Source organism: Ruegeria sp. CRTD044 (genome assembly GCF_059613485.1).
The window spans coordinates 296642-316502 of the sequence record NZ_JBXWSP010000019.1 but is presented as its reverse complement, the minus strand read 5'-3'; the positions used below and the strand labels follow the sequence as shown (position 1 = coordinate 316502).

18 protein-coding genes are annotated in these 19861 nt (G+C 62.7%); 10 read left to right on the top strand and 8 right to left on the bottom strand.

Translation table 11 applies throughout. From position 1 onward, the window contains the following. Positions 1-41: 41 nt before the first annotated feature. From AC2FNL_RS17840 to AC2FNL_RS17825, 4 genes are read left to right on the top strand one after another with little or no spacing between them, the layout of a single operon-like run. A complete protein-coding gene (locus AC2FNL_RS17840) occupies positions 42-989 on the top strand; it encodes an ABC transporter permease (RefSeq protein ID WP_093964078.1) in 948 nt (315 codons plus the stop codon). Further along, positions 986-1801: an ABC transporter permease gene (locus AC2FNL_RS17835; protein WP_496834552.1), complete on the top strand. Its 816-nt coding sequence runs from the start codon at positions 986-988 to the stop codon at positions 1799-1801. Before AC2FNL_RS17840 ends, AC2FNL_RS17835 begins: the two co-directional genes overlap by 4 nt. Further along, the gene (locus AC2FNL_RS17830; protein WP_496834551.1) at positions 1798-3396 is read left to right on the top strand and encodes an ABC transporter ATP-binding protein; all 1599 of its coding nucleotides are present in this window, start codon (positions 1798-1800) and stop codon (positions 3394-3396) included. The genes AC2FNL_RS17835 and AC2FNL_RS17830 overlap by 4 nt, the downstream gene beginning before the upstream one ends. 34 nt (positions 3397-3430) lie before the next feature. Continuing rightward, positions 3431-4876, top strand: coding sequence for an aldehyde dehydrogenase family protein (locus AC2FNL_RS17825; protein ID WP_496834550.1), 1446 nt, complete (start codon positions 3431-3433; stop codon positions 4874-4876). A gap of 6 nt (positions 4877-4882) precedes the next feature. Here AC2FNL_RS17825 and pncB read toward each other — a convergent pair whose 3' ends face one another. Next, a complete protein-coding gene (pncB, locus tag AC2FNL_RS17820; protein ID WP_496834549.1) occupies positions 4883-6175 on the bottom strand; it encodes a nicotinate phosphoribosyltransferase in 1293 nt (430 codons plus the stop codon). Between the two features lie 328 nt (positions 6176-6503). Here pncB and AC2FNL_RS17815 point away from each other — a divergent pair, with 328 nt between their 5' ends. Next, positions 6504-6875 carry a hypothetical protein gene (locus AC2FNL_RS17815; RefSeq protein ID WP_496834548.1) on the top strand — a complete coding sequence of 124 codons (372 nt, stop codon included), beginning with the start codon at positions 6504-6506 and terminating at the stop codon, positions 6873-6875. Positions 6876-6879: 4 nt separating this feature from the next. Here the strand turns inward: AC2FNL_RS17815 and pncA are convergent, their stop codons facing one another. Next, complete coding sequence (gene pncA, locus AC2FNL_RS17810; protein ID WP_496834547.1) at positions 6880-7473, bottom strand: bifunctional nicotinamidase/pyrazinamidase; 594 nt, start codon at positions 7471-7473, stop codon at positions 6880-6882. 96 nt (positions 7474-7569) lie between these two features. On the opposite strand from pncA, the gene trhO reads away from it, so the two are divergent. Together trhO and AC2FNL_RS17800 are read left to right on the top strand one after the other, a co-directional pair. Then, on the top strand, positions 7570-8475 hold the full coding sequence (gene trhO / locus AC2FNL_RS17805; RefSeq protein WP_496834546.1) for an oxygen-dependent tRNA uridine(34) hydroxylase TrhO: 906 nt from the start codon (positions 7570-7572) through the stop codon (positions 8473-8475). Positions 8476-8556: 81 nt separating this feature from the next. Continuing rightward, a complete protein-coding gene (locus AC2FNL_RS17800) occupies positions 8557-9075 on the top strand; it encodes a potassium channel family protein (RefSeq protein ID WP_170525631.1) in 519 nt (172 codons plus the stop codon). Between the two features lie 19 nt (positions 9076-9094). Here the strand turns inward: AC2FNL_RS17800 and AC2FNL_RS17795 are convergent, their stop codons facing one another. Continuing rightward, positions 9095-9424, bottom strand: a complete 330-nt coding sequence (locus AC2FNL_RS17795; protein ID WP_496834545.1) for a hypothetical protein — start codon at positions 9422-9424, stop codon at positions 9095-9097. 187 nt (positions 9425-9611) lie between these two features. On the opposite strand from AC2FNL_RS17795, the gene betB reads away from it, so the two are divergent. The 3 genes from betB (at position 9612) to AC2FNL_RS17780 (ending at position 15008) form a co-directional block, all read left to right on the top strand. Further along, the gene (gene betB / locus AC2FNL_RS17790) at positions 9612-11066 is read left to right on the top strand and encodes a betaine-aldehyde dehydrogenase (protein ID WP_496834544.1); all 1455 of its coding nucleotides are present in this window, start codon (positions 9612-9614) and stop codon (positions 11064-11066) included. Between the two features lie 142 nt (positions 11067-11208). Continuing rightward, positions 11209-13653, top strand: coding sequence for a GcvT family protein (locus AC2FNL_RS17785; protein WP_496834543.1), 2445 nt, complete (start codon positions 11209-11211; stop codon positions 13651-13653). After that, positions 13650-15008 (top strand): MmgE/PrpD family protein, encoded by a 1359-nt coding sequence (locus AC2FNL_RS17780; RefSeq protein WP_496834542.1) that lies wholly within the window; start codon positions 13650-13652, stop codon positions 15006-15008. Before AC2FNL_RS17785 ends, AC2FNL_RS17780 begins: the two co-directional genes overlap by 4 nt. Here AC2FNL_RS17780 and thpR read toward each other — a convergent pair. The 5 genes from thpR to AC2FNL_RS17755 all read right to left on the bottom strand — a co-directional run bounded on the left by thpR (position 14981) and on the right by AC2FNL_RS17755 (position 19860). After that, a complete protein-coding gene (gene thpR / locus AC2FNL_RS17775) occupies positions 14981-15544 on the bottom strand; it encodes an RNA 2',3'-cyclic phosphodiesterase (protein ID WP_496834541.1) in 564 nt (187 codons plus the stop codon). The genes AC2FNL_RS17780 and thpR overlap by 28 nt on opposite strands. Before the next feature lie 123 nt (positions 15545-15667). Further along, a complete protein-coding gene (locus AC2FNL_RS17770) occupies positions 15668-17812 on the bottom strand; it encodes a hypothetical protein (protein WP_496834540.1) in 2145 nt (714 codons plus the stop codon). Further along, positions 17809-18678 (bottom strand): flagellar motor stator protein MotA, encoded by an 870-nt coding sequence (gene motA, locus AC2FNL_RS17765; RefSeq protein ID WP_496834539.1) that lies wholly within the window; start codon positions 18676-18678, stop codon positions 17809-17811. The genes AC2FNL_RS17770 and motA overlap by 4 nt, the downstream gene beginning before the upstream one ends. Positions 18679-18724: 46 nt before the next feature. Then, complete coding sequence (locus AC2FNL_RS17760; RefSeq protein WP_496834538.1) at positions 18725-19306, bottom strand: MotE family protein; 582 nt, start codon at positions 19304-19306, stop codon at positions 18725-18727. Then, positions 19306-19860: a hypothetical protein gene (locus tag AC2FNL_RS17755; RefSeq protein WP_093964095.1), complete on the bottom strand. Its 555-nt coding sequence runs from the start codon at positions 19858-19860 to the stop codon at positions 19306-19308. Before AC2FNL_RS17755 ends, AC2FNL_RS17760 begins: the two co-directional genes overlap by 1 nt. Between the last annotated feature and the right edge of the window lies 1 nt (position 19861).

Below are 19861 nucleotides of genomic sequence, written 5' to 3'. Positions count from 1 at the left end.
GCCGCTGGACCGGCGGCCAATCCCGGCCTAACGTGGCGGCAATGCTCCGATATGCGCTCAAACGTCTGATTTCGCTGGCACTCAGCCTGGCTATCGCTTCGGTGGTCATCTTCGCGGTGATCGAGGTGGCGCCGGGGGATCCGGCCTCGTTCATGCTGGGGGTGAACGCCCAGCCCGAAACGCTGGCCGCCCTGCGCGCCGAGCTGGGCTTGGACGTGTCACGGCCGCAGCGCTACCTGAACTGGGTCAGCGGCATGCTGGCCGGAGATTTCGGCACCTCGTACACCTATCGCACGCCTGTGGCGCAGATGGTGGCCGACCGGCTGTGGGTGTCGCTGCCGCTGGCGCTCTATGCGCTGACACTGTCGACGCTGATCGCCTTTCCGGTCGGCATCTATGCCGCCGCGCGCCGGGGGAAACCGGGCGATCTTGCGGTGATGGGAGCCACGCAGCTGGGCATCGCGGTGCCGAACTTCTGGTTCGCGATGATGCTGGTGCTGATCTTCGCCATCAATTTGCGCTGGTTCAACGCGGGCGGGTTCGCGGGGTGGGACAACGGCCTGTGGGCCGGGCTGCACTCGCTGACGCTGCCGGCAATCGCGCTGGCCCTGCCGCAGGCGGCGATTCTGTCGCGGGTCATGCGCTCGGCGCTGCTGGACATTCTGGGTGAGGATTTCATGCGCACCGCCCGCGCCAAAGGGCTGTCGCGCCGCCAGGCGCTGTGGCGGCACGGGGTGCGCAATGCGCTTATCCCAGTGCTGACGATCATCGGGCTGCAGTTCTCGTTTCTGCTGGCCGGGTCGATCATCATCGAGCAGGTCTTCTACCTGCCCGGGCTGGGGCGGCTGGTGTTCCAGGCGATCTCGGCGCGGGACCTGATCGTTGTGGAGTCGGTGGTGATGCTGCTGGTCTTTGCGGTCATCACGGTGAACTTCCTGGTCGATCTGGCCTATGCCGCGGTCGATCCCCGGTTGCGGAGCCGCACATGAGCCGCGCGCTGATCCTTGGGGCGGGGCTGACCTCGGTGGTGGTGCTGATGGCCCTGCTGTCCTTCGTCTGGACACCCTTTGATCACGCCGCGCTGAACATCCCAGACAAGCTGCAGCCGCCCAACGCACAGCACTGGTTCGGTACCGATCATTTCGGGCGCGACATGTTCTCGATGATCATGGTGGGTGCGCGTACCTCGATCGCGGTGGCGCTGGTGGCGGTGGGCATTGGCATGGGGTTCGGCGTGCCATTGGGCCTGACGGCCGCGGCGCGCAAGGGGTCTTGGCTGGATGAGCTGATCATGCGCGGCAACGATCTGGTCTTTGCCTTCCCTTCGCTGGTGATTGCCATCCTAATCACTGCCGTCTTCGGCCCCGGTGCGGTGAACGCGATCATCGCCATCGGCATCTTCAACATCCCCGTCTTCGCCCGCATCACCCGCGGCGCGGCGCTGTCCCTGTGGGAGCGCGAGTTCATCCTGGCCGCCCGTGTCGCGGGCAAGGGCGCGACGCGGATCTCGGCCGAGCACATCCTGCCCAACGTCGCCAATTTGCTGATCGTGCAGGGCACCATCCAGTTCAGCTTGGGCATTCTGGCCGAGGCGGGCCTCAGCTATGTCGGACTCGGCGCGCAACCACCCACGCCCAGCTGGGGCCGGATGCTGGCGGATGCGCAGACGATGGTCAGTTTTGCCCCGCATTTGGCTCTGATTCCGGGGTTGGCGATCATCGTGACGGTGCTGGGGTTGAACCTGCTGGGCGACGGGCTGCGCGATTGGCTGGACCCTCGAATCCGGGTGGCCCGCGCATGAGCTTGCTGGAAATCCATAACCTGTCGCTTTCGATCCACGGGGTCCCCGTTCTGGACCAGGTCAGCCTGTCCATCGACCCCGGTCAGATCGTGGCCGTCACCGGTGAGAGCGGCTCGGGCAAGTCGATGACAGCATTGGCGGTGATGCAGTTGCTGCCCGCAGGGGCCGTGGCCGGCGGCTCGGTCCGCCTTGAAGGGCACGAGGTTCTGAACAGCCCCGAGGACGAAATGTGCGCCTTGCGCGGCGCGGTCGTCGGGATGGTGTTTCAGGAACCTATGACGGCGCTCAATCCGGTGAAGACCATCGGGGCGCAGGTGATGGAGACCATCCTGATCCACAAGGCGATGCCGCCCGATCAGGCCGAGGCCCGTGCCCGCGAGGTTTTGACCCGCGTCGGCCTGCCGCCCGAGAGGTTCCCGCTGGACCGCTACCCGCACGAGTTGTCGGGCGGGCAGCGCCAGCGGGTGGTGATCGCCATGGCCATCGCGCTGCGCCCCCGGCTGCTGATCGCGGACGAGCCGACGACGGCGCTGGACGTGACCACGCAGGCGCAGATCCTCGATCTGCTCAAGGGTCTGGTCACGGAATACGGCATGGGCCTGCTGATGATCACCCATGATCTGGCCGTGGTGGCGGACATGGCCGACCGGATCGTGGTGATGCGCAACGGCGAAGTGGTCGAGGCCGGGCCTACGGGTCAGCTGCTGACCAACATGCAGCATCCCTATACGCGGATGCTGTTCGAGGCCTCGAACCACCAAGTCGAACTGCCCGCCCCGGCGGCCCCGGCGCCTCTGCTTTCGGTCTCGAAGGTGGAGCGCGACTATCGCCTGCCGCGTGCGCGGCTGTTCGAAAAGCCCGGCCATCATCGCGCCGTGGACCATGTCAGTTTCACGCTGAACCGGGGTGAGCGCCTTGGGCTTGTTGGAGAGTCCGGTTGCGGAAAATCGACCCTAACACGGGCCATTTTGGGGCTTGAGGAGGTGCAGGGCGGGCAGATCCTGCTGGACGGCCAGCCGGTGTTCACCGGGCACAAACCCAATCTGGCCGTGCGTCGCAAGATGCAGGTGGTGTTCCAGGACCCGTTCGGCAGCTTCAACCCCCGCCACCGGGTCGCCCGCCTGATCACCGAGCCTTTCCACCTGATTGAAACGCCGCCCACCGGGTCTGAACGGCAGGATCGCATCGCTGAGATGCTGACCGCCGTGGGGCTCTCGCCCGACGATGCAGGCAAATACATCCACGAATTCTCGGGCGGGCAGCGCCAGCGCATCGCCATCGCCCGCGCCCTGATCATCCGGCCCGAGTTGATCCTGTTCGACGAAGCCGTCTCGGCACTCGACGTGTCCGTGCGGGCGCAGATCCTCGATCTGCTGGCCGAGCTGTGTGCGGCCTATGACCTGACCTATCTGTTCATCAGCCACGACCTGAGCGTGGTGCGCACCATCACCGACCGGGTGATGGTGATGCAGGCGGGCCGGATCGTCGAACAGGGCGAGACCGAGCGCGTTTTCGCGGACCCGCAGCACCCCTATACGCAAACCCTGATCCAAGCCGTGCCGAAATTGCCCCAGATCGGGCAGGGCGCGGCATGATACCGCTTTGTTAGAGCCTGTTTTGGAGGCAGATATGCAAAATCCCATCTGGTTTGATCCCACCCTGTGCCTGATCGGCGGCGATTGGGTCGCGACCGAAGACACGCTGGATTTGACCAACCCGTCCGACGGCACGCCGCTCTGCCGGATCGCGCGTGGTGGGGTGCCGCAGATCGATGCCGCCGTGCAGGCCGCGCAGGCCGCGCTGGACGGCGACTGGGGCCGGATGACCGCGCTGGAGCGGGGCCGCATCCTGACCCGTCTTGGACAGTTGGTGCAGGACCGGATCGAAGAACTCGCGCTGCTCGAAGCGTTGGATGTTGGAAAACCGCTGACCCAGGCGCGCGCCGATGCGCTGGCGTTGGCGCGGTATTGCGAATTCTACGGCGGTGCGGCGGACAAGGTGACGGGCGAGACCATCCCTTATCTGGACGGATACACCGTCTATACCCTGCGCGAGCCGCATGGCGTGACCGGCCATATCGTGCCGTGGAACTATCCGATGCAGATCATCGGCCGCTCGGTCGGGGCGGCGCTGGCGATGGGCAATGCCTGCGTGCTGAAACCGGCGGAAGAGGCCGGTTTGACAGCACTGGCCTTTGCCCATCTGGCAACCGAGGTCGGTCTGCCGCCCGGGGCTTTGAACGTGGTGCCCGGCATCGGGGCTGAGGCGGGGGCGGCGCTGTCCGGCCATCCGGGTGCGAATCACATTTCGTTCACCGGGTCCGTGGCGACGGGCGCGCTGGTGCAGCGGGCGGCGGGGCGCAACGTGGTGCCGGTGACGCTGGAACTGGGCGGGAAATCTCCGCAATTGGTTTTCGATGATGCCGATCTGGAGGCCGCGTTGCCGTTTCTGGTGAATGCGGGCATCCAGAATGCGGGTCAGACCTGCTCGGCCGGGTCGCGTGTTCTGGTGCAGCGCGGCGTCTATGCCGAGGTCAAGGCGCGCATGGCCGCCGCCTATGCCGACCTGACCGTCGGCCCCGCGACCGAGGATCTGCGTGTCGGGCCGCTGATCTCGGACCGGCAGAAGCAGATCGTGACCGGCTTTCTGGCGCAGGGGGCCGATCTTGAGATCGCAGCACAAGGCCGGATCGTGGATCACGCGCCGCCGGGCGGGGCTTATGTGCGCCCGATGCTGTTTGGTGACGTGCCGCCCGATCATCCGCTGGCGCAGCAGGAAATCTTTGGCCCGGTCCAGGTTCTGATCCCCTTCGACACCGAGGAGCAGGCCATTCAAATCGCCAACGGCACCGACTATGGGCTGGTGGCCGGGGTCTGGACGCGGGACGGCGCGCGGCAGATGCGGCTGGCCAAACGGCTGCGCGCGGGGCAGGTGTTCATCAACAATTACGGCGCGGGCGGCGGGGTCGAGCTGCCGTTCGGCGGGGTCGGAAAATCGGGCCATGGCCGCGAAAAGGGGTTCGAGGCGCTGTACGGTTTTTCCCAGTTGAAAACCGTAGCCGCGCATCATGGCTGAGCCGGGCTAGACGATCACTTCGATCGCCTCTTGGTCCCCTACGCCAAAGACACGCTTGTAGCGTTCGATCTCCTCTTTCGGCCCCATCGCCTTTTCGGGGTTGTCCGACAGTTTCACCGTCGGCCGCCCATTGGCCGAGACCGCCTTGCACACCAGCGAGAACGGCGCCAGCGCATCCCCCGGCACCAGACCGCGGAAATCGTTGGTCAGCAACGTGCCCCACCCGAACGAGACCTTCACCCGGCCCGCGAATTGGCCGTGCAATTCGCGGATCTTGTCCACATCGAGCCCGTCCGAGAATATGATCCGCTTCTGGCTGGGATCCTCGCCGCGCGATTTCCACCAGTCGATTGCGATCTCGGCGCCCTTGGCCGGATCGCCGCTGTCGATGCGGATACCGGTCCAGCCGGCCAGCCAGTCGGGCGCGCGGTCCAGAAACCCCTTGGTGCCATAGGTGTCGGGCAGGATGATCCGCAGGTTGCCGTCATGTTCGTCATGCCAGTCGCTCAGCACGTCATAGGGCGCGCGGGCCAGTTCTTCGTCGGTTTCGGCCAGCGCCGAATAGACCATCGGCAGTTCATGCGCATTGGTGCCGATCGCCTCGACCTCGCGCCGCATGGCGATCAGGCAGTTCGACGTTCCCGTGAAGGCCGGGCCCAGCCCTTCGATCATCGCCTGCACGCACCAGTCCTGCCACAGGAAGGAATGCCGCCGCCGGGTGCCGAAATCTGCGATCCCCAAACCGGGAATGCCGCGCAGCGTTTCGATTTTTTCCCAGACACGGGTCATGGCGCGGGCATAGAGAACCTGAAGCTCGAACCGGCGCATGTCGTTCAGAACCGCGCGTGAGCGGAGCTCCATCAGCACCGCCAAGGCAGGGATCTCCCACAGCATGACCTCGTGCCATTTGCCCTCGAAGGTCAGCTCGTACTGATCGCCGCGGCGTTCGAGGTGATAGGGCGGCAGGCGCAGATTCTCGAACCATTCCATGAAATCGGGGCGGAACATCTGGCGTTTGCCGTAGAAGGTGTTGCCTCGCAGCCAGGTGCTTTCACCCCGGCTGAGGCTGAGCGAGCGGATGTGATCCAGCTGTTCGCGCAACTCGCCCTCGTCGATCAGATTGGCCAGGGGGACGTGATTCGACCGGTTGATCAAGGAAAACTCGACCGTTGTTTGAGGTCGGTTTCGAAACACTGACTGGCACATCAGCAGTTTGTAGAAGTCTGTGTCGATCAAAGACCGGACAATCGGGTCGATCTTCCATTTGTGATTGTAGACACGGGTCGCGATGTCGACCATGGGGAACTCCTGCCATTTCCGTTGTTAGATCAATCGGGGCGGTGAATGGCAAGAGTCGCGGATTTGGTAACAATGCCAAGGACAGGCCATAATGCGGGCATAATGTCTGTTCTTTTCGCGGTCTAGTTAAACGGTGGGATGGTACGAGAAGGTAGTAGTTGGTTGAATGGGTCTGGCTTACGACTTTGATATTGTAACGATTGCAAAAGATGGGGGCGATTGCGGTTCGTCGGCTACGACTGAGCCGAAAACCGCAACGGTCTGCGCGCGTTTTCGCGATGTGAAGACGGCTGATGCTCTGAGGGGGGCGTCACCGAATCTGCGTCAGGTGTTCGTAGATGCCGGATTCATTCTGGACAGCCACGGCAGTGGTGAATCGCGTGGTTTCTATCCGCCCGAAGACGCCGCGGCCCGCGAAAAGGTCCTGCGCCAGCTGTTTGCAAATATTCGGGCCACGGGATTGCGCGGCCAGTATTGCGGTGAATTCGATCTGCGCGGCTTTCTGCGCCATGTCCGCACCGCGCAGCCTGGGATCGGCATCAAACGCCGCGATCCGGTGCGCCGCCCGCGACCGGCCACACCTGCGCCCGCAAAACCTGACCGAAGAACCGTGCCTGGGCGTATTGGCTTTGCCCTTGGCCTTGCGGTTATCGTGTTCGTCCTGCTGAAATATCTGGCTGCGGCCGGAGCGACGCCCTGAACCGCTAAGCCAGCGTAACGCCCGAGTCGTGCATGGCCTGTTCCGCCGCTGCGAGCGACCCATCCAGATCGATTGCGCGGCAGGCGGCGGTTCTGACGGTCACGTCAAAGCCCAGCCGGGCCGCATCCACCGCCGAATAATGCACGCAGAAATCCGTCGCCAGCCCCACCAGCGTCAACCGGTCGATCCCGCGCGTGCGCAAATAGCCTTCCAGGCCGGTAGGGGTGGTGCGGTCGTTTTCGAAGAAGGCCGAATAGCTGTCGATGGCACTGCGGAAGCCCTTGCGCAGGATCAGGTCGGCGTCGGTGCGCAGGTCGGGGTGGAATTCGGCGCCGGGCGTGCCCTGCACGCAATGGTCGGGCCACAGAACCTGCGGGCCATAGGCCATCTCGACCACATCATAAGGCGCCTTGTCCGGATGGGATGACGCGAACGAGGAATGACCCGCCGGGTGCCAGTCCTGCGTCAGGATCACCGCATCGAAATCGGGCATCATGGCGTTGATCGGGGCGACGATCTCATCCCCGCTGGGAACCGCCAGCGCGCCGCCGGGGCAGAAGTCGTTCTGGACATCGATCACGATCAGGGCATGGGTCATGGCGGCCTCCTTTGCGTGTCCTATCGGTAGGGGGGCGGGCAGGGGTCGTCAATGCGGTCTCTTGCGTTGCGGGGGGCCGCGCATTAGATCGCGGCCATGTACACGATTGCCGCACTGTATCACTTTACCCGTTTTGCCGACCCGGAGGCCTTGCGTGTGCCGCTGCTGGAGCTGTGCCGCGCGCAGTCGGTCAAGGGCACACTGCTGCTGGCGCATGAAGGCATCAACGGCACCATTGCCGGCCCCCGCGCCGGGATCGACGCGGTGCTGGCGCATATCCGGGCGCTGCCGGGCTGTGCCGATCTGGAATGGAAAGAGGCCACCGCCAGCCAGCCGCCCTTTGGCAAGATGAAGGTGCGCCTGAAGAAAGAGATCGTGACCATGGGCCAGCCGGATGTCGATCCGCGCGCCCGCACCGGCCATTATGTCGAGCCGCAGGATTGGAACGATCTGATCCGTTCGGATGATGTGGTGGTGATCGACACGCGCAATGACTATGAGGTGTCGATCGGCACGTTCGACGGCGCAATCGACCCTAAAACGGCCAGTTTTCGCGATTTTCCCACCTGGTGGGAGCAGAACAAGCACCGATTCCACAACAAGCGCGTCGCCATGTTCTGCACCGGAGGCATCCGCTGCGAGAAATCCACCAACTATTTGCTTGGGCAGGGGGTCGAGGATGTGTACCACCTGAAAGGCGGCATCCTGCGCTATCTTGAGGAGGTCCCGCCTGAGGACAGCACCTGGAAGGGCGAATGCTTCGTGTTCGACAATCGCGTCTCGGTCGGGCACGGGCTGGTCGAGGGGCCGCACCAGCTGTGTCATGGCTGCCGCCGCCCGATCCTGCCTCAGGACAGGGACCGCCCCGAATACGAGCATGGCGTGTCCTGCCACCAGTGCATCCACGAGACGTCCGAGGCCGACAAGGCGCGGTTCCGCGAACGGCAGAAACAGATCACGCTGGCACGGGCGCGGGGCGAAGAGCATATCGGCGGACAATAGCTTCGAATCCCGCAAAAAAGCTTGCGATGATGCGCCCGGCGTTAAAATATGGCCGGTACCCGTGCTTGGGGAGGGGGGACGATGGCGCATGATCCAACCACATTGCAGGATTGGAAGCCCACGCTGATCGCAGCGATGGGCCTTGTCATGCTCAGTGCTCTGGCTTGGTACATCCTTTCACACCTGACCGAATCCGCCGCCGGCGACACGATCGGAGCCGCGGCCACCATCGGGTTGGCGATTTGGCTGTTCTCTCAAACCTGGTACTACATGGCGCTTGTGCGCTCGCCCAAGCGGCAGTTGCTGCTGATGGGAATTTCCTTCATCCAGGTCGTGCCGTTTCTGTTCGCTGCAGTCTACGGGTCATACGGGTACTTCGATCTGTGCGTTGAAGGCGCCCGCGGTCCGGCGGATGTCCTGTATTTCTCGTATGTTACCTTCACGACGGTTGGTTTTGGTGACTTGCGGCCAGTTGGTGTGTGCCGCGCCCTTGCCGTAGCTGAGGCGATTACCGGCTATATTCTACTGGGTCTGTTCGTGGCAGCGGCCGTGGGGCTGTATGGTCGGTCGCATCGCCATCGCCATGACAAAGACGCCTGAGCCCGCCGGCCACACTTCTTCACTTGTTCCGATCAATCCATTGCGACATCGCACGTTTGTCGCGGAAGCACTCGCTGGGGATCGGGCGGCGTTTTGTGCGCGAGATCCGCTCGGCAAAGGCCACCTGTTTACCCGTCGGGTAGTCGGCAAAGGGGGAGGGATCGTGCGGCTTGTGCGCCGAGATCCAATCGGACATGGATCGCCGGTCGCGCTGCGCCTCGACCGGGATCTCCAGAGCGGACTGCTGGGCGATCGCGCGCGCATAGCGCATCTGACGGTCCGTGACGGGCAGAATGTGGTAGTCGTCGGTCGGCCCCATCGGGGTGGATTTGCGCAATGACTGTTCCATCTGGTGATCCTCCGATCATGTAGAACAGAAATGGAACATTAACCATTTTTTTCAAGAGGACCCCTTTTTTTGTTGGCAAGAATTCGCCCAAGGCAGCACTTTATTGACTGATCAATCAATAATCATTACCTGCGGATGAAACCGACCGGCACCTGGCTCCCCGGGGCCCGAGAAAAAAGGATCCGCAATGAATGTTCAGCCCAAGGCCAGCCACTTTATTGATGGCGAATATGTCGAAGACACCGCAGGCACCCCGATCGACGTGATCTATCCGGCCACGGGCGAGGTCATCGCTCGCCTGCATTCGGCGACGCCGCAGATCATTGAACAGGCTCTAAACAGCGCAAAAAGGGCGCAAAAGGCGTGGGCGGCCATGACCGGGACCGAACGCGGCCGCGTCCTGCGCCGCGCCGCCGACATCATGCGCGAGCGCAACCGCGAGCTGTCGATCCTCGAAACCCATGACACCGGCAAACCGTTGCAGGAAACGCTTGTGGCCGATGCGACCTCGGGCGCGGATGCGCTGGAATATTTCGGCGGGCTGGCCGGGTCACTGACCGGTGAGCATATCCCGCTGGGCGGCGGCGATTTCGTCTATACCATCCGCGAGGCGCTGGGCGTCTGTGTCGGGATCGGCGCGTGGAACTACCCGACCCAGATCGCCTGCTGGAAAGGCGCCCCGGCGCTGGCCTGCGGCAATGCGATGGTGTTCAAACCCTCGGAAACCACGCCCCTGTCGGCGTTGAAAGTCGCCGAGATCCTGATCGAGGCCGGCGCGCCCAAGGGTATCTACAACGTGGTTCAGGGCTATGGCGATGTGGGCGCCGCGCTGGTCACCGACCCGCGCGTGGCCAAGGTGTCGCTGACGGGCTCGGTGCCCACGGGCCGCAAGGTCTATGCCGCCGCGGCCGAGGGCATGAAACACGTCACGATGGAACTGGGCGGCAAGTCGCCCCTGATCGTGTTCGACGACGCCGACATCGAAAACGCCGTCTCGGGTGCGATCTTGGGCAACTTCTATTCCTCGGGTCAGGTCTGTTCCAACGGCACGCGGGTCTTCGTGCAGAAAGGCATCAAAGAAGCCTTCCTGACCCGTCTGACCGAACGCCTTGCCAATGTGAAGATCGGCGACCCGATGGACGAGGCCGTGAATTTCGGCCCGATGGTCAGCGAGGCCCAGATGAACATCGTTCTGGGCTATATCGAGAAGGGCAAGGCCGAGGGCGCGCGATTGGTCCATGGCGGAGCGCGGCTGGACCGCGAAGGCTTCTACATTCAGCCCACGGTCTTTGCCGACGTGACCGACGACATGACCATCGCCCGCGAGGAGATCTTTGGCCCCGTCATGTCGGTGCTGGATTTCGAAACCGAAGACGAGGTGATGGCCCGCGCCAACGCCACCGAGTTCGGCTTGGCCGCCGGCGTCTTCACCAACGACCTGACCCGCGCTCATCGCGTGGTGGCCGGGTTCGAGGCGGGCACCTGCTACATCAACACCTACAACCTGGCCCCGGTCGAAGCGCCGTTCGGCGGGTCGAAAATGTCAGGCGTCGGGCGCGAGAATTCGAAGCTGGCGATCAACCACTATTCGGAAATGAAAACCGTCTATGTCTCGATGAACGACGTCGAGGCACCCTACTAGGCGATCCCAAACCGGGATTCCGGCCCAACTTGCACTGTTCCCGACATTTGGGGTCGGGAACAGAGCATACGGTGTGCGGACACTGTGGCTGACTTCTGATGCAGAGGGGTGACGCGCCCCCGCCAGTCAGGAGAGAAGTCCAATGAGAACCCATGCACAGGCCGTCGTGATCGGAGGGGGCCTTGTCGGATGTTCGATCCTCTACCACCTTGCCAAGCTGGGCTGGACCGACGTGATCCTGCTGGAACGGGACGAGCTGACCAGCGGTTCCACCTGGCATGCGGCGGCCAATATCCACGGGCTGCACGACAACAACAACGTTACCCGCATCCAGCACTACACGATGAACCTCTACAAGCAGCTGGAGCAGGAAACCGGGCAGGGCTGCGGTGTGTTCCAGCCGGGCTCGCTGTATCTGGCCCAGACCGAAGCGCGCGAGCACCAGCTGCGCCTGCAAGAGGCCAAGGCGCGGTTCTATTGCCTGAACTTCCATGAGATCAGCCGCGAGCAGGCGATGGAGCTGCACCCGCTGGCGCAGTTCGATGATGTCCGCTGCATCATGTATGAACCCGACGGCGGCAACGTGGACCCCTCGGGGGTGACCCACGCCTATGCGGCCGGGGCGCGGGCGCTGGGGGCCGAGATTCAGCGGTTTTGCCCCGTAATCGGGACTGAACCGCAGCCCGACGGCTCGTGGATCGTACGCACGGAAAAGGGCGACATCCACACCCATTGGGTGGTCAACGCAGCCGGGTTGTGGGGGCGTGAGGTGGCGGCTTTGGCCGGGCTGGCCCTGCCGCTGCAACCGACCGAGCACCAGTATTTCGTGACCGAAGCGATTGACGAGGTCGCAACCCTTGGCCGCCGCCTGCCCTCGATCGCCGACCGCGACGGCGAGTATTATTTCCGGCAGGAAGGCAACGGGTTGCTGATCGGCGCCTATGAAAAAGACATGCGGTTCTGGGCCGAAGACGGCACGCCGCTGGATTTCGCCCATGACCTGTTTCCCGACGACTTGGACCGGATCATGGAGAACGTGATCCGCGCGACCGAACGTGTGCCGGTGGCCGCGACCGCAGGCGTGAAACGGGTGATCAACGGCCCGATGATCTGGTCGCCGGACTCCAACGCCATCTGGGGGCCGGTGCCCGAACTGCGCAACTATTTCTGCTGCACCGGTATCATCCCCGGCTTTTCGCAATCGGGTGGGCTGGGCCTGCTGGCCGCGCAATGGATGATCGAGGGCGAGCCGCAATACGACATGTTCGCCTGGGATCTGGCGCGATTCGGCGACTGGGCCGACAAGAACTTCACCAAGGCGCGGGTCGCCGACCAGTATTCCCACCGCTTCGCCATCCATTTCCCGAACGAGGAACGCAGCGCCGGCCGTCCGGCCCGCGTGCGCCCCGCCTACGAGTTGCAGAAGCAGATGGGCGCGGTCTTCGGCCTGAACTGCGGCTGGGAACACCCGTTTTGGTTCGCCGATCAACCCGGAACGGTCGAGACCAGTGGCTTTACCCGCCAGAACTGGTTCGAACCGGTGGGGCAGGAGGCCCGGATGCTGCGCGAGCGCGTGGGCGTGATCGACATCTCGAACTTTGCCAACTACGTCATCAAAGGGCCGGGCGCGCGTGACTGGCTGGATCGGCTGGTGGCCAACCGGGTGCCGACCGAAGTGGGACGTTCATGCCTGACCCCGCTGATTTCCGTGCGTGGCGGCGTGGCGGGTGATTTCACCATCACCAAGACGGCCCACGACGACTACATGATGATTGGTTCGGGTATGGCCGAACGCTATCACCAACGGTTCTTCAACATGGTGGACCTGCCCGAGGGCACCACCTTCGAAGTTGCCACCAACCGCATCGCGGGCTTCAACATCGCTGGCCCGAAATCGCGCGAGGCCTTGCAACGGCTGACCAACGCCGACCTGTCGAATGAGGCGTTCCGCTTCATGCGCTCGGCCACGATCGAAGTTGCCGGGGTCACCTGCTTGGCCATCCGCGTCAGCTTCACCGGCGATCTGGGGTGGGAGCTGCACTGCGCCGAAAGTGATCAGATCAGACTCTACACAGCGCTTCTGGACGCGGCCCGCGCCTGCGGTGGCGGGCCGGTCGGCAGCCGGGCTCTGGGCGCGTTGCGGATCGAAAAAGGCTATGGCTCGTGGGGTCGTGAGTATTCGCAGGAGTACTGGCCGCACGAGGTCGGTCTGGATGGGTTGATCAAGCCAGACAAGGATTTCCTGCACAAGGCGGCCTGGCTGGCGATCAAGGACAATCCCGCGCGCGAGGTGCTGTCGATTTTCGAGGTCGATGTCACCCACGATGCCGATGCCAGCGGAGGCGAGCCGATCTTCACCCCAGATGGTGCGCCCGTGGGGCGCGTCACTTCGGGCGCCTATGGCTATACGGTCGGCAAGTCGCTGGCCATTGGTTATGCCAACCCAGCCGTGGCTCAGCCGGGTGACGAGGTGCATGTTTTCATCCTGGGCAAGCCGCACAGGGCGCGGATCCTGCATGCGCCTCCGTTCGACCCCAAGGGCCTGCGCCTGCGTGACCAAAAACCGGCGATGGAGGGTGCCAAGTGACCGAAACCTTCGCCCGCGTTGCCGAGTTTGTTCTGAACCGCCCGGCGGACCAGATGCCCGACAGTGCGCGCGAAGCGGCGGCCCTGATGCTGCTGGATACTTTGGGCATCGTGATCGCATCGACCCCGATTGAGGCCGGCGTGATCGCCCGCGACACTGCGGCATTGCTGTACGGAACGACCGACTCTGCGTTCTCAGCGCGGATGCTGTGTGATGGGCGTCGGGTCAGTCTGGCGGGCGCGGCCTACGCGGCCGCCACGCAGACCGACAATCTCGACGGGCACGACGGCTACAACCCGACCAAGGGGCATATCGGCGTGGTGGTCGTGCCCGCGCTGTGCGCATTGGCCGAGCACTGCCCTGATCTGTCGGGACCCGATGCATTGGCCGCCGTCATCACCGGCTACGAAATTGCGGGCCGCGCGGGTATCGCGCTGCACGCCACCGTCAGTGACTACCACACCTCGGGGGCGTGGAACGCACTGGGCGTGGTTGCCATGGCCGCCCGCTTGCGGGGCCATTCACCGGACCAGTTGCGCCAAGGCCTTGGCATTGCCGAATATCACGGTCCCCGCAGCCAGATGATGCGCGAAATCGCCAACCCGACCATGCTGCATGACGGCTCGGGCTGGGGCGCGATGGTAGGCTTGTCGGCGGCGATTCTGGCCGAGCGCGGCTTTACCGGCGCCCCCGCGATCACCATCGAGGAAGACCGCGCCGCACCCTATTGGCAGGACCTCGGCACGTTTTGGCAGATGGAACATCAATACGTGAAACCCTATCCGATCTGCCGCTGGGCCCATGCCGCCATCGACGGGCTGCGCACTGTGATGAACGCGCACGGTCTGACCCATGACCAGATCGCCCGCGTCGAGATCAATAGTTTTCACGAAGCGGTTCAACTGTATTCGGGGATGCCCGAGACAACGTCGCAGGCGCAATACTCGCTGCCATTTGCCGTCTCGACTTTTGCAGTACACGGGCGGATCGGGGTAGAGCACATCAGCGGCGATGGGCTATCCGATCCGATCGTCGCCGATTTCCTGAACCGCATCACCGTATCCGAGTCGGACCGCCATAATTCCCGCTTTCCCGCCGGGCGCTGGGCCGACGTTCAGGTAACGACGCAAGACGGTCGCGTTTTCCGCTCGGGTGACATCCATGCCCGGGGCGGGCCTGAGGCTCCGATGTCGCGACAGGACGTCATCGACAAGTTTGTCGAGTTTTCTTCTCCGGAAATCGGAGAGTTTGCTGCCAAGAATCTGAGCAGGGCGGTTTTGAACCTTACCGATCCCGGCACCCGGTTTAGTGACATGGTGCAGCCTCTCTACCGGTCGGCCAAGTCGTCAGCCTGACCGGACCAACCTTGCAGCTGCAGAGGATAGGTCGACAGCGTTTCATATCGTGCCCCGTCCGGCCGTAATGTCGACGACTTCAGGTTGAACTGGGTCACGAACATGGTGGCTTGGGGAACTGGGATTTGCAAAAAGCCCCTGTTTAGAGCCGATTCAATACCCCGAACGATGGTGATATGTGGTCGAAAGCGGCGGCGTTGCAGCCTCATCCTGGCCAGCCTAATGCACTGCAGGACGCTTTCATGCAGGTGCAGGAGTTCGGGATCGGGCTCTACCGCCATGTGCAGCGAGTTGCCGAAGCTGCCCAGCCCGGACAGTCTGATGGAAAAGGTCCGGCACTTAATCGCCTCGAGATGATCATTCAGTTCAATCAAGGCGTCCCGGGTCCGGTCGCCCAGGAAAGCCAGCGTCAGATGAAGGTTTTCAGCAGGCAAACTTCGACCGCTATGTGCTGCGCGCGCGACGTCGGTGCATAGCTGGGCGATTTCGGAAGATACGGGAATGGCGACAAAACACCGAATGAGCGCTCCGGACATCCGTTGCCCCTGATCTGGATAAGGTTGAATTTGCTGGGCAGTCTGCCGGTGCTTGCATTTTCAGACAAGCGCATGCTCTCAATGCGAGCCGCATAAGCCGGCCGTTCGTCGCGCCGATCCTGACTATTCCAATTCAGTTGTCACGTTCAGCAATTCGGCTATCTTCTGTCGCGCGTCGGCGCTGACCTCAAGCAGCTGTTCTGCATCCAAAATCGGCTTGTCCGGTGTTCGCTGCACTGGCGCACGCAGGGTCGAGCTCAGATCTATGACCCGCCCCAGCGTGGTGTCCTTCGCCCCAAACTCTTCCAAGTTGAACCCTGCCCACCATGACAGGCGCGCGGCGGTATCCTCATCCCCTATGTCCCGCCAAGCCTCAACGGCGGCCGCGAAATTTCCCATATCCGTCAGGGCTTGGGCCCGCTGCCTTTCAGCGTCATCGGAGGGATCGTCGGCCAATTCGCGCAGGGCCAGATCCGGTCGGTTTTCCAGCAGCGCGGCCCGTGCCCGAAGGATGGCGCGTTCGCGCCTGCGCGTCCCATCCGAACCTGCGCCCGTCAAGTCTCGGGCTTGCTTGGCAAAGCCGAGGTCCGCAAAACGCTTGGCTAGCAACAGCGAAGTCTCGGTCGAAGCAGACTCTAATTCGTGATTTTTTAGGATGCTTGCATACCGTAGGAAGGTCAGGTCATCCGCGCGCTCTGCTGCCAGCTGCAAGATACGATTGCGCGTGCCGGACCAGGTCTCGTCTCGGCTATGGGCATCAAGAATATCGAAGGCCGCGGAAAACTCGCCGCTCAGGGCAAGCGCCAGGGCGTGACCGCGGGCCATGACCGGACCCAATTCAGAATTGCGCAGTTCGATTGCATAGCCCGAGATCAGGTCGATTTGCCGTCGCGAAACGGCGCCACCCTCTGCCCACTTCTTTTCAACAAGCCGGGCCAGGGCAAGCGGGGCTTCCAAATCCGAGCTTGGGTTGTCGATGACGTCGTTCAACAAAATGTCGCTGGTGTCCGCATCACCCTCAGCGGCAGCAACAGTTGCCTGCACGAGTGTCACCTCGGGGTCTTGCAGAGTTTGGACGCGATCCACCGAACGTAATACCCGCCGGGCGGCCTCAAGCTGACCGGATTTGACGAATATGTCGGCCAGCCGGGGCCCAAGGATCCGGCGTAGATGCTCAGGAAGCCTCAGGTACGCCTGTTCCATCCGTTCCTGCTGCGCATAATCCTGCAACTGGCCATCCGCCATCGCGGCCCACATGGCAACCGCGCCGTCGCAGCGTTGCAACCCAAGCAGTTGGTTAGGCTCTGATACAGGCTGATCATCAATTATTTGCGCGACCGCTCGAACCCATTCCTGTTCCGGCGATGCATCTTCCATCAACTGCAGAACCTGAATGGCCTCTGAACCGAAACCCCAGTGTGCCAACAGCTTTGCAAGCTTGAGTGCGATGGATCTGTCGACCCTGTCGAACTCTAGGAACAGCCTTGCACGCAGCTCAGCCACCTGATGCGCAAAGGGCCGACCGTCAGACCAGGTGTCGAACCCTAATTCGGCATCCGAAATACAGGCTGGCAGCGACTCCAGAGGTTGCAGTGGTGGCTCTCCCAGTTTGCCCAACTCGTCAAGGATCGAGCTTACCCGGATATGGGCAGGCAAATCCCGCGCGATGCCCGGAAGCGTTTCAGTCGCCGAGGCACGCGGACCCGGAGGTGTGACATTCAGGTCGACAAGCTCGCGATCTGCGCCTTGCAACAGACGGGTCGAAAGGCGCTGCTGCAGGTCATCACGATCCAGTTGCAGAAGGGGGGCAACCAATTCAATTGATGGGGCTTCGGCCGGCGGAAGACCTTCAGAAGTCTGCTCTGGGATCACAATCGATGGAATGTCCAGACTTGGCGGAGGCAAGGTTTTTTGTGCCGCGATGTCCACAACGATCATCGTATCCTTGTACAAAAAAGCGGTCGCCGCGCAATCACAGCCGAAGTCCAGCTCAAGCGGCGCGCCGGGATCGGCCTGCGATATGGCCTCAAGCCGGCCTGCGGACAATCGTGCAAAGACCGATCCGGTCTTGAATTCCACGTCGTCCAAATCGACCGCCAGGCGAGCGCCGTTTTTCCGGTGGGCGAGGCTCCAGGTGGTGCCCGCAGGAACGCTGAGAACAAGCCGCGTGAAGCCGTCATGTTCGCCGGACCGCACCGGAACGTCCTTCGCCAGCACTCCAGTTGCCAATGCGCTCAGGCCAAGGGTCAGGAGCAAAACCCGGATCATGCTGCCGCCTGCTTGATCTCTTTCAAGGCTTCTTCCAATTCGGTGAAGCCGGGGCGATTGTGGGTCGGCGTGTTCTGGCGACCAACCTCGATACACATAGCGGGGTTGTGATTGTGCAGGTTGGCAACCAGAACTTCCCGGATCAGTTGATAGAAGTGATTGTCTTCCTCCACGACCGCTTTCAGCTTTCCGGCGAAGGGGCCGACCAGCCCGTAGGCCAGAAAGACGCCCAAGAAAGTCCCGACAAGGGCACCTCCGATCAACTTGCCCAAGACCTCGGGCGGTTGGTCGATCGAGCCCATGGTCTTGATCACGCCCAGAACGGCCGCGACGATCCCCAGTGCCGGCAACCCGTCCGCCACGGTTTGCAGGGCGTGGCTGGAATGCATGGCGTGGTGGAAATTGGCATCCATCCGCTTTTCCAGAACCTCTTCAACCTGATGGGGATCGTCATAGTTCATCGCCGCCGACCGCATGGTGTCGCAAATCAGGTCAACCGCCTCTTTGTCCGCCTGTATCTTGGGGAAGGCCGCAAAAATGGCCGAGTTTTCATGGTCTTCGATATGCTGCTCGAGCTCGACCGGATTTGAACGGGCAAGCCGGATCAGCGAGAACAGAAGGCACAGCAGATCGCGGTAGTCTTCGGGCTTCCATTTCGGGCCTTTGAAAACCTTGCCCAGATCCTTGATCGTGTGTTTGACCGCCGACAGGTCATTGCTGATCAGAAAAGCGCCGATGGCGGCCCCGCCGATCATCATCACCTCGAACGGCAGAGATTTGAGGATGATCGCCATCTTGCCGCCGGCGGCGAGGTAGCCGCCGAACACCATTACGAAAATAAAGACGATTCCAAGAATTCCGATCATGTGGTCTCTCCGGCAGAGCGGTCTTTGAGGGTGGGGCTCATGGCGGCTACTCAGTGGGGGCGTTGGCGTTGCGTCCGGCCATTACGACGCTGATGGTATAGGCGGCCTCGGGGCTGAGACCGGCCATCACACCCGCAGCAGCCTCAGGCGGCATACGCGACAGGAAACCGGCCGCAAAAACCGGATCCATCGTTTCGAAAAGCGCCGCGGCGTCCTTGGGCTTCATGTTCTGATAGACATCGGTCAGACGGGTAAGGTCGTTTTCAGCCGCCTTGTCCGCCACGGCCAATGTCTCGCGCAGCGATGCCTCGGCCTCTTGCAAAGCAGAGAGACGCGTCGAAATGGCCTCGTTGGCAATCTCCAGGGCACGCTCCCTGTCGCGCAGCGCGCTCTCACGATGTTTGACGGCCGCTTCCCGACGCAGCAATTCGGTCAGCAAGGTTTGCATGTCCGGCTTTTCGTCCGAGCCGGCACTGTGTGCCGAGAGTTCCGAGGGGTCAGGCCCCCTTGCCAAAGCCGGCCCAGCCTCCAGCCCCAGCCGTATGATGGCGGCACTGATCATCAAGGCTGAAATGAGGGTCAGAACGCCACCACGCGGTCGACGTTGGGCAGGTTGCAGGCTGCGCATCAGGATCGGGCCTCGCTACCTTGAGCCTTGTGCCTGAAGAACAACACGCCCTTGGGAATCGGGCCCGGATCCTCTGCGGGGTCGTTGGTGGATTTGACCTCGGCTTCCGGCCTGGATGGCATTTGTTCCACCGCCTCAGGCTCGGCGGGTTGCCTGGGTGCTTGGGGCCCGGATTCCGCTTTCAGCGAAACCGGTTCCGCCTCGAGAGGTGACGGCTTTTTGATTTCGTCCGAGGAATTTGCAGGCTCTTCAGCCGCGGGTTTGTCCTCGGGGATCACGTCGTGCATCGACGCCATGATCAACTCAAGCCGCTGTGCGACTGACTCGGCGCGCTCGGTCAGATCCTGCAGTTTGTGTCCGGATTGGTCAGATGCCGCCCGCGCGGCATCCAGGGATTTTTTCAGTTCTTCCGCCTGTGCGGACAGAACGGATACCGCGCCACCGACGCCCCGCTCCAGATCCGTGAACCGCCTGAGGCGTCGGGCCAGAACAAAACAGTACAACCCGGCCCCCAAGGCGCCGGCGACCAGCAGAATGTCCGAGATCAGTTCCAAT

Coding starts and splice junctions, on each gene's coding strand:
- betB (WP_496834544.1), top strand. CDS start 9,612: ATGAATGTTCAGCCCAAGGCCAGCCACTTTATTGATGGCGAATATGTC.
- AC2FNL_RS17795 (WP_496834545.1), bottom strand. CDS start 9,424: ATGGAACAGTCATTGCGCAAATCCACCCCGATGGGGCCGACCGACGAC.
- trhO (WP_496834546.1), top strand. CDS start 7,570: ATGTACACGATTGCCGCACTGTATCACTTTACCCGTTTTGCCGACCCG.
- AC2FNL_RS17825 (WP_496834550.1), top strand. CDS start 3,431: ATGCAAAATCCCATCTGGTTTGATCCCACCCTGTGCCTGATCGGCGGC.
- AC2FNL_RS17830 (WP_496834551.1), top strand. CDS start 1,798: ATGAGCTTGCTGGAAATCCATAACCTGTCGCTTTCGATCCACGGGGTC.
- pncA (WP_496834547.1), bottom strand. CDS start 7,473: ATGACCCATGCCCTGATCGTGATCGATGTCCAGAACGACTTCTGCCCC.
- AC2FNL_RS17770 (WP_496834540.1), bottom strand. CDS start 17,812: ATGATCCGGGTTTTGCTCCTGACCCTTGGCCTGAGCGCATTGGCAACT.
- pncB (WP_496834549.1), bottom strand. CDS start 6,175: ATGGTCGACATCGCGACCCGTGTCTACAATCACAAATGGAAGATCGAC.
- motA (WP_496834539.1), bottom strand. CDS start 18,678: ATGATCGGAATTCTTGGAATCGTCTTTATTTTCGTAATGGTGTTCGGC.
- thpR (WP_496834541.1), bottom strand. CDS start 15,544: ATGTCCGGAGCGCTCATTCGGTGTTTTGTCGCCATTCCCGTATCTTCC.
- AC2FNL_RS17760 (WP_496834538.1), bottom strand. CDS start 19,306: ATGCGCAGCCTGCAACCTGCCCAACGTCGACCGCGTGGTGGCGTTCTG.
- AC2FNL_RS17800 (WP_170525631.1), top strand. CDS start 8,557: ATGGCGCATGATCCAACCACATTGCAGGATTGGAAGCCCACGCTGATC.
- AC2FNL_RS17835 (WP_496834552.1), top strand. CDS start 986: ATGAGCCGCGCGCTGATCCTTGGGGCGGGGCTGACCTCGGTGGTGGTG.
- AC2FNL_RS17840 (WP_093964078.1), top strand. CDS start 42: ATGCTCCGATATGCGCTCAAACGTCTGATTTCGCTGGCACTCAGCCTG.
- AC2FNL_RS17785 (WP_496834543.1), top strand. CDS start 11,209: ATGAGAACCCATGCACAGGCCGTCGTGATCGGAGGGGGCCTTGTCGGA.